This window comes from Hydrocarboniphaga sp., assembly GCF_965279055.1.
Classification (GTDB): domain Bacteria; phylum Pseudomonadota; class Gammaproteobacteria; order Nevskiales; family Nevskiaceae; genus Hydrocarboniphaga.
In genome coordinates this window covers 852,484-865,157 of record NZ_OZ257125.1, presented here as the reverse complement: position 1 = coordinate 865,157, position 12,674 = coordinate 852,484, and the positions used below count along the sequence as shown (strand labels likewise).

Below are 12,674 nucleotides of genomic sequence, written 5' to 3'. Positions count from 1 at the left end.
GATGTCGCTGCTCGCTGGCGCCGCCCGCGAAGAAATCGTCGTCAGCGGGCGCGGCTTCGGCATGCTCGGCTACGGCCGCACGGAGCACAAGGTGCTGGGCGCGGCGACCAAGCTTTACAGTCGCGCTTTCTGTTTCGATGACGGCCGCGACGCGGGCGCGCTGTTCTTCGCGCAGGCCGAAATCTGCATGGTGTTCCCGGAGCTCAGGCGCGCCATCGTCGAGCGCGTACGCCAGGCGATCGGCATGGAGACGCTGCGCAGTGAACGCTTCATGTTCACCTCGCAGCACACGCACTGCGGCCCGGGCGGCTACTCGCACTACCCGTTCTACAACTTCTCGATTCCGGGTTTCCGTCGCGACGTGTTCGACGCGATCGTCAACAGCGTCAGCGATGCGCTGGTCGGCGCGTGGAATGCCCGCGCGAGCGCGCAACTGCAGTTCGCAGTCGATCGCTTCGCCGACGACGTCGACGTCGCCTTCAATCGCTCGCTGGCCGCGTACAACCGCAATCCGGAGGTCGCCAGGCTCGGCGATCACCAGACGCATCTGGCGGTCGACCGGCGCATGTGGCTGCTCAAAGTGAGCAAGTCCGACGGCGCGCTGATCGGCCAGATCAACTGGTTTGGCGTGCATCCGACCAGCATCAGCAGCAAGGTGTCGCTGCTCAGCTACGACAACAAGGGCTATGCCGCGGACTATCTGGAACAGCAGATGGGCGCCGGAACTGTCGCGATTTTCGCGCAGCATTTTGCCGGCGACGTGTCGCCGAATGCGCAGGGCAACACGCGGCCGGACTGGCCGCGCGGCAAGTTCAAGGACGAGCACGCCAGCGCCGAGTACAACGGCCAGCTGCAATGCGCGCAGGCCTGGAAGATGATCCAGGCGATGGGTCCCAGCGATGCACTGCCGGCCGATCAGCTCGACGCTGCACTGGTCAATCGCGATTTCACCAATATCGAAGTCGACGCCGATTTCGCCGACGGTCTGCGCGGCGAGCGCACCACGCCGCCGTGTCACGGCCTGGCGTTCTACGAAGGCTCGCCGATCGACGGCCCCGGCATCCGCCAGCCGATCACCGGCCTGGTGGGCTTTCTGGCGAAGCTGGCCACGCGTCGCGTGTTGCGCAAGGCGCGCCGCGACGGCGAAACCGCGCTGGCGGCGGCGCAGCAGCTGTATCGCGCGCAGCAACCCAAGATCGTGGTCACGCAAAGCGCCGACGGCATCCTGCTCGGCCTGCGCGACCGGCAGAAACTGCCGGGGCTGATGGACCCGATGCTGGCCGAGATGCAGCGTCAGGATCGCGCCGGCGCGCTCGACGCGGGGCCGTGGGTGCCGGTGGTGTTGCCGCTGCAGTTCATGCGCATCGGCGAACTCGCGATCATCGGCTTCCCTGGCGAAATCACCACGGTCGCCGGGCTGCAGTTGCAAGCGCTGAGTCTGGAGGTGCTGGCGCCGGCCGGTGTGCGCAAGGTCGTTATTGCCAGTTACGCCAACTCGTATTTCGGCTACTGCACCACCTGGCACGAATATCAGCAGCAGCAGTACGAAGGCGGCCACACGACTTTCGGCAGCCGCACTCACGATGCGTTTCGTACCGAATTTCGCCGGCTTTTGCGCGAATGCGTGAAGCCCGCGGCGGCGCGCGAGCTGCGCTCCGAAGACGAGACCATCTTCTCGCCGGAAACGCTCGCATTGAGGTCCGCGCGATGATGTGTCGCTGGCTAAGCTTAGGAACCTCTGATGAAGCCCTGCACGTCCGCGCGGTGACCGAAAGCGGCGCAGTGCAAGGAACGACTGACGAAATGTACTGGACGTACATGAGGAAGGAGAGACGCCGCAATGCGCCCCTTTCGGCCACCGCCCTTCGGGTTGCCCCGGAAATGTCGCCATGCGGCGTTGCGCGCTGCTTGCTTGGAATCACCAAGCCGCGCAGCCCGCGCCTGGCCTGGCGCCATTTCCGGGGCAACGCGGGCGCGCAGGACTTCATCAGAGGTTCCTTAGAGATAGTGGGTATTGGCGCGGCCCGGGAACGAGCTGCAATAAGAGCGGCCGCCGACACGAGGGTCTCCGTTCCTCCCGAGTAGCCGCTTGCGGCGTATCGAGGGACACATTGCGATGCGTCCCTCGATACGCCACGCAGTGGGCTACTCGGGATGAACGGGGTTTGTGCTGTTTTCAACCGCTATACCGATGGGGGCATCGTGATCATCAGAAGTTCGGGCCTCGGCATGTCGATGCTGCTTGCATCGCTGATCAGCTGCACTTGCGCGTGGGCCCAGGACGCCGGCGAAACGATTGAATCCGCAGAAACCCTGGACACGATTCCGGTCGATCCGGCATCGGACAGCGACAACGCAAACAAGCCACAGCGCGAGCGTACCCGCGCCAGCAACGCAGTGCAGCTGGAAGAAGTCGTCGTCACGTCGCGCCGCCGCGAAGAAAATGCGCAGGACGTACCGATCTCGCTGGCGGTGCTCGACGGCGACGATCTCGCCGAGGCCGGACTGTTCCGGCCGCAGGACATCCAGCAGCGCACGCCGGGCATGACCGTCAGCGTGCCCAACGCGCGGCTCACCAGTTACACGATTCGCGGCCTGGGTTCGACTTCGCAGAACGACGGCATGGAAAGCAGCGTCGGCCTGTTTCTGGATGGCGTGTACCTCGGCCGCCAGGGCATCTCGATGTTCGACCTGGTCGATCTGGATCGGGTCGAAGTGCTGCGCGGGCCGCAAGGCACGCTGTTCGGCAAGAACACCACGGCCGGCGCGCTCAACATCGTCACCAAGCTGCCGTCGGAATACTTCGAAGCGCAGGGCGAAGGCAGTATCGGCAGCGGTGGTTTCAGACAGCTGCGCGGCAGCGTCACCGGGCCGCTGATCGACGGCCTGCTCGCCGGCCGCCTCACCGCCTACTCGACCGACAAGGACGGCCAGATCGAGAACCTCTACAACGGCGACGATCTCAACAACCAGAATCGCCAGGGCGTACGCGGCCAGCTGCTGTGGACGCCGGCCGAGACCGTCAGCGGCCGCTTCATCGCCGAATACGGCCACCAGAACGAGGACTGCTGCGTGTATCCGCTGGTGGTGTATCGCGATGCGGTGCGCGCGCGCGACGAATACATGGAGTACACGCGTGCGCCGATCGACCCGTACGCGCGCCAGACCGATTCGGATACGCGCACCTCGAGCAAGGTTGAATCCAAGGCCGTGTCCGGCGAGTTCAACTGGGACATCAACGACCAGCACAAGCTGACCAGCATCACCGCGTATCGCGACTGGAGCTTCAAGCCGCTCAGCGATGACGCGACCTCGCTGAAACTGGTGCCGATCACCGGCGTCGCCAACACCCATCACCAGATCAGCGAAGAGATCCGGCTGGCGTCGAACTTCGACAACTTCGACATGGTGCTGGGCCTGTTCTATCTGTACCAGCATCTCGAAGGCCATGAGCAGAACATCTTCGGCAAGGACCTCGTCGGCTGGACGTTCGGCGGCCTGATCCGCCAGAACGTGCTGCCGTTCGCGACCGTGTCCAACACCGGCCCGCTGCTATACGCACTGATTCCGCCGGAAGCGCTCGACGGCATGACCGTGCTCACCGACACCTATCAGAAGAGCCACAGCGCGGCGGGCTTCGGCTCGATCGACTGGCACCTGAGCGACAAGCTGGATCTGACCACCGGCCTGCGCTACACGCACGAATGGAAGGACGCCGGCGTGACGCGTACGCGCACCGGCGGCTGCGATGCCTGCAGCCCGTTGCAGCTGCTCAATGCGCTGGACAATCCGCTGACGCAGATCCTGGCACAGGCGGTCGGCGTCGACGTCACCGGCCTCACCTACGACGGCCTGATCGACGGCGTCGCCGGCGGCGACTACGCGCGCTACAACAAGCGCGACGAAGGCAATTTCAGCGGCCAGGCCGCGCTCAGCTATCACCCGGTCAAGAACGTGCTGACCTACGGCTCGATCGCCCGCGGCTACAAGGGCGGCGGCATCAACCTCGGCGCGACCGGCGAAACGGTGAAACCGACGTTCAAGCCGGAAGAAGCGACCTCGTTCGAACTCGGCGTCAAGAGCCAGCTGTTCGATCGCGCACTGTCGGTGTCGTTCGCGGCCTACGACACCGAGGTCAAGAACTACCAGGCGCTGACGTTCGACGAAGAACAGTCGCTGATTCCGAATCCGCGCCAGCTGAACCTGCTCAATGTCGGCAAGGTGCGGCTGCGCGGCGCCGAGTTCGACGCCTTCGGCTACGCCGCGCGCGGCCTGATGCTGCGTGCCGGCGCCGCCTACAACGAGGCGATCACGGTGAGCTTCCCGAACGCGCCGGACGAAGTCACGCGCGACAACACCAAGGATCTTTCCGGCAAGCAGCTCTACAACGCGCCGCGCTGGACCGCGACGGCCGGCAGCGAATACAGCCACGGCCTGTTCGGCCAGGTCGATGGCTACGCCGGTGTCGACTACTACTATCGCAGCGGCACCTGGGCCACCGTCGAGCACGGCGAAGGCAGCTACATCAAGGCCTATGACATCACCAATGCGCGGCTCGGCCTGCGCAGCGCCACTCGCAGCTGGGACGTGTCGGCCTTCGTGCGCAACGTGTTCGACCAGAACTATCTGGCCGCGGTCTACGCGTTGTACGGCGTCGGCGACTACGGCGGCACCGCCGGTGACGAGCGCAGCTACGGCCTGACCGTGCGCGTGGCATTCGACTAGGGCTGGCAGGAGCGACCACACGATGACAACGGCATTCGACTATCCGCGCTTCGAACTCGGCGAAGCGCTGACACCCGAACAGATCGCCCATTTTCAGCGCTGGGGCTTTCTGCATTTCAAGAACTTCATCAGCGCCGAGCGGGTCGAGCGCCTGATAGCGGCGACGCGGAACGTCGAGCGACAGTGGGTCGACGCCAATGTGGAAAAGGTCAACGGCGTGCCGATCAAGTATGGCCGCGACCTCGACGGCCGCAAGATCGTGCAGCGCTTCGCTTTCGCGAATCAATATGACGCGGAGCTGGCCGAGTTCCTGAAAGACCCGCGTTTCAAGACACTGTTCGCGTTGATCGGCAGCGCCGATGCGCGCGTCGGCGCCGACGAGAAAGACGGCCTGGTGGTCAACCACTACGTGCACGGCCCGGACAGCGAGCACAGCCGCCTGGGCTGGCACACCGACGGCCTGCGCGACATCTTCCTCGGCTCGCGTCTGAACCCGCTGCTGAATGTCGGCGTACACCTGAGCAATCTCGGCATCGAACACGGCGGCCTGCGCCTGCTGCCGGGCACGCATCAGCAGTCGCTATGGCAGTTCCTGTTCCGCAAGCGCTACTTCCGCGACCACGAGCCGGACATCGACGAAGTCGCGATCATTCCGGCGGCCGGCGATCTGACGGTGCACGACGGGCGCCTGTGGCATCGGGTTGCACAGTCGACGGTGTCGGGCGAGGCGAGCCGTCGCAGGGTGATGTACATCCCGGTGATTTCGGGCGCGTATGCGCCGAAGCATGCGCAGAGCGCGACGCCGTTTTATCAGCGCCTGGCGAAATTCGCGAAATAGCGGCTGTCGCTCCTGGGGCGGTAGGCGCAGCCGGTTTGCACGCCTCCGCAATCGGCAACTTTCACGGGGACCGGGTCCGGCACAGTATCCGCACCTGTAGGAGCGGACCCTGTCCGCGACGGTGCCGTTGGAGTGTGAGTCGCGGACAGGGTCCGCTCCTACAGCCCGCGGGAACCCAGGGCACACACAAAACAGGTCGCTAAGCGGCAACCGCCACCGGCTCGGCGACATGCTCGACATGCCGCATCACGCGCCCGGCGCGCTCGACACCGAACACCGGCAAATAGGCGCCATCGCGCCACAGCAGCTTGCCACCCACCGCAACCGCCGCCACCACGCCGGCCGGCCGGTTCACCAGCTGGTGATGCTCGAAGCAGTCTCGCCACACGTATTCGACGGTCGCCTCGGGATTCCATGAAGACAGCGCAGCCGGATCGATCAACACCAGATCGGCAACCGCGCCGACGGCAACACGGCCGCGGTCCACACCGAAATACTCCGCCGGCTCGGCCGTCAGCCGATGTACCGCCTGCGCAACCTTGGCCAGACCATCGGTCTGCGCAAACTTGAGCATGCGCAAATTGCCGTCGTAGAACGCCATGTTGGTCAGGTGCGCGCCGCTGTCGTTGAAGCCGGGCAGCAGCAGCGGATGGAACATCAGGCGCTTGGTCAGCGCCGGGTCGAGGTTCGCCGTCGTCGTCTTCCAGCGCAGGCCGGTGTCGTACCGGCGCAGCAGATGCAGCAGAAAGTCGGCATCGTCGACGACATCGGCCGGCAGCGAGGTGAATGCCGCGCGTTCTTCATCGCTGCGTGCCCGCGACACCTCACCGGCGCGGAACGCCAGCGCGCGCTGGTATATCGAATGCAGGCTCTCGCCCGACCACTGCGCGACCGGGCAGCGATCGACGAACATATCGCGCAGATCGCGCGACAGCACGTCGGTTTCACGGCGGCGCAGCCGTGCCAGGCGCGCGAAGCTGAAGCCGTGTTTGCCGCGGAACCACATCTTGCGGAACGAGGCGATCCATTGCGCATCGTTGAGCAGGCGGCCGCGGCCGGCGTGGTCGTCCAGATCCAGTTCGTTGAGCAGGCGCAGGCAGGGAATTTCTTCGGCCAGCGGCGTGACCACGCCGTCGCTCCAGGTGGTGAACGGCGCGGCCAGTGCCTGAAAGCGGAAGCGGCCGCCGACGAACTTCGAGTTCAGCACGCGCGACAGCAGCAGCGCCATCTTCAGCAGCGAGCCGTTGGTGTTGAAGTCCATCGCGGCGACTGCGGTCACTTTCAGCGTGCGACCGAAAAAGCGGCGCGAGGTCAGCATGAAATTGCGGATGATCGCGAGCTTGTCGTCCTTCGGCGGCGTCGCCTGCCACAGGCGGCCCCAGCGGCGTACCACGCCGGTCAGGCGCTTGAGCTCGGAATACGGCGCGAACTGCGTCGGAATCTGCTTGCGCGTGTTCGGCTGGTTGGCCAGAAAATGGAACGGCAGCGCATCGGTGGAAAAGCCGACATAGCCTTCGCGCATGCCTTTTTCGACCAGCGCCTCCATCTTCACCAGCTCGGCTTCGGTCGGCTCGCGCGTCACCGATGCATCGAGTCCCATGACCTCGATGCGTAGCATCGAATGCGGAATCATCGGTACCACGTTCGGGCCCAGCGGCAGCGCATCCAGATGCTCCAGATACGCGCTCGAATCGCTCCAGTCGACGGTGTCGGCCACTTTGCGCAGCACCGTCTTGGGCACGTTCTCGACCCGCGCGAAGCAGTCGACGATGGGATCGGCGCCATCACGTCGCTGCGCGCCGTAAGCCAGGCCCAGCGAGCAGTTGGCGACGACCACGGTGGTGCTGCCGTGGCGCACCGCTTCGGGCAGCCCGGGTTCGAGTTCGACTTCCAGATCGAAGTGCGTGTGCACGTCGAGCAGGCCGGGCATCAGCCATTGGCCCTGGGCGTCGATCTCCTGCACCGCCGACATCGCCAGCTGCGGGCCGATCGCGCTGATGCGGCCTTCGGACACCGCGACATCCTGTGTTTGCGGTGCCCCGCCGCTGCCGTCGAACAGCAGTGCGTTGCGGATCAACAGATCGGTTGTGGCGCGGCCACCATCCATGGCGCACTCCTGTTCTTCGGGTAGATGAAGGCCTATTTACGCCCGGGCCTCCGGCAGCGTGAACTAGGAATATCGCCTCAGACGCGCAAACAGGCGGCGATTTTGTAAGTCGAGTCTGACATTGGGCTGATATTGCTAGCCCGCCGAATCCGCCGCCGACCTGCTGACGCGCGGGTCGGTTTTAGTTTTGCTGGGCGCGGGCGATCGTCGACGTGGTCGAATAGCCGTTGTGAAAATCCAGGATCACGGTGCGGCCGCCGGCCGCCGCCACGGCTTCGTGCCCGGCGACCTGCTCGACGGTGTAGTCGCCGCCCTTGACCAGCACGTCCGGCAAGACCCGCGAAATCAGCCGCGCCGGCGTGTCCTCGACGAACTCGACGACGGCGTCGACGCACTTGAGCCCGGCGAGGATGCGCATGCGATCGGCGGCGGTGTTCAACGGCCGGGTCGGCCCCTTGAGCTTGCGCACCGAGGCGTCGCTGTTGACCGCGATGATCAGCACGTCGCCGAGTGCGCGTGCGCCTTCCAGATAGCGCAGGTGGCCGACGTGCAGCAGGTCGAAGCAGCCGTTGGTCATGACGATGCGCTGGCCGCGCGCACGCTGCTGCTGCGCCCAGGCGAGCAGCGTGTCCTCGCTCATCGCCAGCTGCTCGCTGCCACGATCCGGCGACAGCTGCGCGCGCAGCTCCGCCGGCGACACCGTCGCCGCGCCGAGCTTGCCGACGGTGACGCCGGCGGCCAGATTCGACAGCCGCACCGCGTCCTCGATGTCGGCGCCGGCAGCCAGCGCCGCGGTCAGCGTCGCGATCACGGTGTCGCCGGCGCCGGTCACGTCGAACACTTCGCGCGCAACCGTCGGCAGGTGCAGCGCCGGCTGGCCGGGGCGCAGCAGGCTCATGCCTTTTTCGCTGCGCGTGACCAGCAAGGCCTGCAGCTGCAGCCCGAGCATCAGCTGCGTCGCCTTGACCACCAGCGTCTCGTCGTCGGCACAGACGCCGACCACGGCTTCGAGTTCGGCGAGATTCGGCGTCAGCAAGGTGGCGCCGGCATAGCGCGCGTAGTCGCTGCCCTTCGGGTCGATCGTCACCGGCTTGTTCGCGGCGCGGCACAGCGCGATCAGCGTCGCCACGTCACTGAGCGTGCCCTTGCCGTAATCCGACAGGATCACCGCGTCGACATCGCGCAGCTGGCGATCGAAATCCGCAGCGAAGACGGCGCGATCGAAGGCGGCCTCGTCGGCCAGCGACTCCTCGAAATCCAGCCGTATCACCTGCTGGTTGCGCGACATCACGCGCAGCTTGGTGATGGTCGGATGCGAAGCGGACTCGACGAGGCTCGCTGCAATATCGGCCTCGACCAGACGCTGGCGCAGCAGCACGCCGGCCTCGTCGCTGCCGATCACGCCGAGCAGCTGCGTGCCGACGCCGAGCGCTGCCAGATTCAGCGCAACGTTGGCGGCGCCGCCAGGCAGCGCGCGGTCTGCGCCGACCTTGACGATCGGCACCGGCGCTTCCGGTGAAATCCGCGAGGTGCTGCCGGTCCAGTAGCGGTCGAGCATCACGTCGCCGGCGACCAGCACGCGGGCGCGGTTGAACGGCGGCAGGGAAATCATCGACGAATTCCGGGAATATTGGGGAAATACATCAAACCTCGGTTCGCCCCGAGTAGCGCCAGAGGCGCGTATCGAGGGGCCATGACGGCACTGGCGATCGAGCCCCTCGATACGCCGGGCAAAGCCCGGCTACTCGGGACGAACGGGGTGTCCTCAGTCTTCACGAGACTGGAGCCGAGCCTTGAACCGAGCCTTAAATAGGGCTCAGCCACTCGGGATACTGCTCGCGCTGGCCCTTGACCTGCGCCAGATACGTCGCCTGCAGCTTCTGCGTGATCGGGCCGCGCGAGCCGCTGCCGATCGGGCGGTTGTCGAGCTCGCGGATCGGCGTGACTTCGGCGGCGGTGCCGGTGAAGAAGGCCTCGTCGCAGACGTACAGCTCGTCGCGCGTGATGCGGCGCTCGCGCACGGTGTAGCCCATGTCCTGCGCCAGCTTGATCACCGTGCGGCGGGTGATGCCGTCCAGCGCCGAGGTCACGTCCGGCGTGCTGATGACGCCGTCGTTGATGACGAAGATGTTCTCTGCCGAGCCTTCGGCGACATAGCCTTCCGGGTCGAGCATCAGCGCTTCGTCGTAGCCGTCTTTCAGCACTTCGTTGAGTGCCATCGACGAGTTAAGGTAGTTGGCGTTGGCCTTGGCGCGGCACAGCGAGCTGTTGACGTAATGGCGCTGGAACGAGCTGGTCTTGACGCGGATGCCGCGCTCCATGTTGTCGGCGCCCAGGTAGGCGCCCCAGGTCCAGGCGGCGACGATCACGTGGGTCTTCAGCCCGGTGGCGCGCAGGCCCATGCCTTCGGAGCCGTAGAACACCATCGGCCGCAGATAGGCTTCCTTCAGCTTGTTGACGCGCAGCACTTCGAGCTGCGCCTCATTCAACTCTTGCTGGCTCCAGGGCATTTCCATGCCGATGATCTTGGCCGAATTGAACAGGCGCTTGGTGTGTTCCTGCAGGCGGAATATCGCGGTGCCCTTGGGCGTCTCGTAGGCGCGCACGCCTTCGAAGCAGCCGGCGCCGTAATGCAGCGTATAGGTCAGAACGTGGGTGGTCGCTTCGCGCCAGGGCACCATCTTGCCGTCGTACCAGATGTAGCCATCGCGGTCGGACATGCTCATGATCTAAATATTCCTGTGTGGGCCTTGTCGGCCTATTCGTCTGTGTGGGCCGCGGCGGCGGCAGGTTCACGCCGCGAAAAGCCGCGACGGCTCGTTATTATAAGCTTCTGACCGCCCCCGTCCGCCCCTTGCCTCTCGCCGATTCCCTGCCCGTCCGCGGCACCGCGCCGCGCATCCTGATCGTGCGCCTGTCGGCGCTGGGCGACATCGTGTTCGCGACCTCGCTGCTGGCCGGCCTGCGGACGCGCTGGCCGCAAGCGCACATCGCCTGGCTGGCCCAGGCCGGTTTCGCCGGCATCCTCGACGGCGACCCGCGGGTCGACGAGGTGATCAAGATCGCGCCGGATACGATCAAATCTCCGGCCGCGCTGTGGCGACTGCGCGGTGAACTCAAGCGCCGCCGCTTCGACTGGGTAGTCGACGCCCAGGGCCTGGCCAAGTCGCGGCTGCTGGCAGCGCTGGCGCCGGGGGCGACGCGCATCGGCTTCGACTCGAAGGAGCCGCTGGGCTTCGTGCTGCAACAGCGCGTGGCCAAGGGCGGCGACATTCGCGACATCGCCTCGGAATACCGCTATCTGGCCGAAACCCTCAGCGGCCAGGCCGCGCCGCCGCCGCGGCTGATCGTCGGCGAGGCCGCGCACCAGGCCGCGGTGGCGACGCTGGACGAGCACGGCCTGCGGCCCGGCTTCGTCGCGCTATGCCCGTTCACGACGCGGCCGCAGAAGCACTGGATGGAGGACTACTGGCCGCAGCTGGCCGCGCTGCTGGAAGGCCGCCAGCTGGCGATCTTCGGCGGCCCCGGCGATGTCGCCGCGGCAGCGCGCATCGTCAGTGCGTCGAAAACCCCGATCGTCGATCTCACCGGCAAGACCAAGCTCGGCCAAGTGCCGGCACTGCTGCGGCTCTCCGGCGCGGTGATCGGCGTCGACACCGGCCTGACCCATATCGGCATCGCCGTACAGCGGCCGACGGTCGCGATCTTCGGCAGCACCTGCCCGTATCTGCAGGGCGCGGAATCGCCGCTGATCGTGCTTTACGACGCGCTGTCCTGCGCGCCGTGCAAGCGCCACCCGACCTGCGACGGTCGCTACGACTGCCTGCGCGGCCTGACGCCGCTGCGCGTGGCGGCGGCGGCGCGCGCACTGCTGGGGATGCATACGACATGAAACTGCTGCACGTCGAAACCGGCCAGCATCTGTACGGCGGTGCGCAGCAGCTCGCCTACCTGCTCGAAGGCCTGGCCGCGCGCAACATCGCCAACGTGCTGGTGTGCCCGCCCGGCGCCGCGATCGGCGCGCATTTCAAAGGCAGTGCGGTGAACGTCATCGAAGTGCCGTGCAGCGGTGACGCCGACCTGGCCTTCGTGCCACGGCTGGCGCGCGTGCTGCGCGAGCAGCAGCCGGACCTGGTGCACTTGCACAGCCGCCGCGGCGCCGACCTGCTCGGCGGCATCGCCGCGAAAATCGTCGGCGTTCCGGCGGTGCTGTCGCGCCGTGTCGACAACGCCGAAAAACACTGGTGGGCCCGGCGCAAGTATCGTCTGTACGCGCGCACCATCTGCATTTCCGAAGGCATTGCCGAGGTGCTGCGCAGCGAAGGCGTGGACGCATCACGCATCCGCGTCGTGCGCTCGGCGGTACAGGCGGCGCCGTGGCGTCGGCACGAGCCACGCGCCGCGTTCTGCGCGGAGTTTGGCGTCGGCGAGGATGCGGTCATCATCGGCGTGATCGCGCAGTTGATCGAGCGCAAAGGCCATCGCGTACTGTTCGAGGCACTGCGCGGGCTGCAGGCCGCGCAGAAAATCGAACTGATCGTGTTCGGCCAGGGCGCGCTGCGCGAGGCGCTGCAACAGGAAGCCGCCGCTTTGCCACTGCCGGTGCACTTCGCCGGCTTTCGCAAGGATCTGCCGCGCTGGGTCGGCTGCCTGGATCTGCTGGTGCATCCGGCGCTGATGGAGGGCCTGGGTGTGTCGCTGCTGCAGGCTTCGGCGGCGAGCGTGCCGATCATCGCCAGCCGCGCCGGCGGCATGCCGGAGGCGGTGCGCGATGGCCTCAATGGTCTGTTGGTGCCGCCGGGTGATGCGCTGGCGCTGCGTCAGGCAATCGCACAACTGGTCGCCGATCCCGAGCGGCGCCGCGCGCTCGGCGCAGCCGGCTCACGATTGATCGACGCGGAGTTTTCCACCGAGGCGATGATCGAAGGCAATCTGGCGGTGTATCGCGAGTTGGTTGCGTAGCCCGGGGGAAACCCGGGGCTGAGACGACCCGGGTTCCACCCG

The 12,674-nt window shown here is 66.2% G+C and carries 8 protein-coding genes; 5 read left to right on the top strand and 3 right to left on the bottom strand.

All coding sequences use genetic code 11. From position 1 onward, the window contains the following. The first annotated feature begins 1 nt into the window (after window position 1). From ACQZF9_RS04025 to ACQZF9_RS04015, 3 genes are all read left to right on the top strand, one after another. Window positions 2-1,711, top strand: a complete 1,710-nt coding sequence (locus ACQZF9_RS04025; RefSeq protein WP_428311980.1) for a neutral/alkaline non-lysosomal ceramidase N-terminal domain-containing protein — start codon at window positions 2-4, stop codon at window positions 1,709-1,711. Window positions 1,712-2,202: 491 nt separating this feature from the next. Continuing rightward, window positions 2,203-4,725 (top strand): TonB-dependent receptor, encoded by a 2,523-nt coding sequence (locus tag ACQZF9_RS04020; RefSeq protein WP_428311979.1) that lies wholly within the window; start codon window positions 2,203-2,205, stop codon window positions 4,723-4,725. Between the two features lie 22 nt (window positions 4,726-4,747). Further along, window positions 4,748-5,563 carry a phytanoyl-CoA dioxygenase family protein gene (locus tag ACQZF9_RS04015; protein WP_428311978.1) on the top strand — a complete coding sequence of 272 codons (816 nt, stop codon included), beginning with the start codon at window positions 4,748-4,750 and terminating at the stop codon, window positions 5,561-5,563. A 199-nt stretch (window positions 5,564-5,762) separates the two neighbouring features. On the opposite strand, the gene ACQZF9_RS04010 is transcribed toward ACQZF9_RS04015, so the two are convergent. The 3 genes from ACQZF9_RS04010 to ACQZF9_RS04000 form a co-directional block, all read right to left on the bottom strand. After that, window positions 5,763-7,670, bottom strand: a complete 1,908-nt coding sequence (locus ACQZF9_RS04010) for an N-acyl-D-amino-acid deacylase family protein (RefSeq protein WP_428311977.1) — start codon at window positions 7,668-7,670, stop codon at window positions 5,763-5,765. A 181-nt stretch (window positions 7,671-7,851) separates the two neighbouring features. Then, window positions 7,852-9,282 carry a bifunctional D-glycero-beta-D-manno-heptose-7-phosphate kinase/D-glycero-beta-D-manno-heptose 1-phosphate adenylyltransferase HldE gene (gene hldE / locus ACQZF9_RS04005; protein ID WP_428311976.1) on the bottom strand — a complete coding sequence of 477 codons (1,431 nt, stop codon included), beginning with the start codon at window positions 9,280-9,282 and terminating at the stop codon, window positions 7,852-7,854. Window positions 9,283-9,475: 193 nt separating this feature from the next. Beyond that, window positions 9,476-10,396: a branched-chain amino acid transaminase gene (locus tag ACQZF9_RS04000; protein WP_428311975.1), complete on the bottom strand. Its 921-nt coding sequence runs from the start codon at window positions 10,394-10,396 to the stop codon at window positions 9,476-9,478. A gap of 128 nt (window positions 10,397-10,524) precedes the next feature. Here ACQZF9_RS04000 and ACQZF9_RS03995 point away from each other — a divergent pair, with 128 nt between their 5' ends. Together ACQZF9_RS03995 and ACQZF9_RS03990 are read left to right on the top strand one after the other, a co-directional pair. Continuing rightward, window positions 10,525-11,562: a glycosyltransferase family 9 protein gene (locus tag ACQZF9_RS03995; protein ID WP_428311974.1), complete on the top strand. Its 1,038-nt coding sequence runs from the start codon at window positions 10,525-10,527 to the stop codon at window positions 11,560-11,562. Further along, entirely contained in the window at window positions 11,559-12,632 is a 1,074-nt protein-coding gene (locus ACQZF9_RS03990; RefSeq protein WP_428311973.1) for a glycosyltransferase, read from the top strand. Before ACQZF9_RS03995 ends, ACQZF9_RS03990 begins: the two co-directional genes overlap by 4 nt. Window positions 12,633-12,674 lie beyond the last annotated feature (42 nt).

Excerpts from the sequence above, each read along its gene's own strand:
- ACQZF9_RS03990 (WP_428311973.1), top strand. The coding sequence starts at position 11,559 with ATGAAACTGCTGCACGTCGAAACCGGCCAGCATCTGTACGGCGGTGCG.
- ACQZF9_RS04015 (WP_428311978.1), top strand. The coding sequence starts at position 4,748 with ATGACAACGGCATTCGACTATCCGCGCTTCGAACTCGGCGAAGCGCTG.
- ACQZF9_RS04010 (WP_428311977.1), bottom strand. The coding sequence starts at position 7,670 with ATGGATGGTGGCCGCGCCACAACCGATCTGTTGATCCGCAACGCACTG.
- ACQZF9_RS04000 (WP_428311975.1), bottom strand. The coding sequence starts at position 10,396 with ATGAGCATGTCCGACCGCGATGGCTACATCTGGTACGACGGCAAGATG.
- ACQZF9_RS04025 (WP_428311980.1), top strand. The coding sequence starts at position 2 with ATGTCGCTGCTCGCTGGCGCCGCCCGCGAAGAAATCGTCGTCAGCGGG.
- hldE (WP_428311976.1), bottom strand. The coding sequence starts at position 9,282 with ATGATTTCCCTGCCGCCGTTCAACCGCGCCCGCGTGCTGGTCGCCGGC.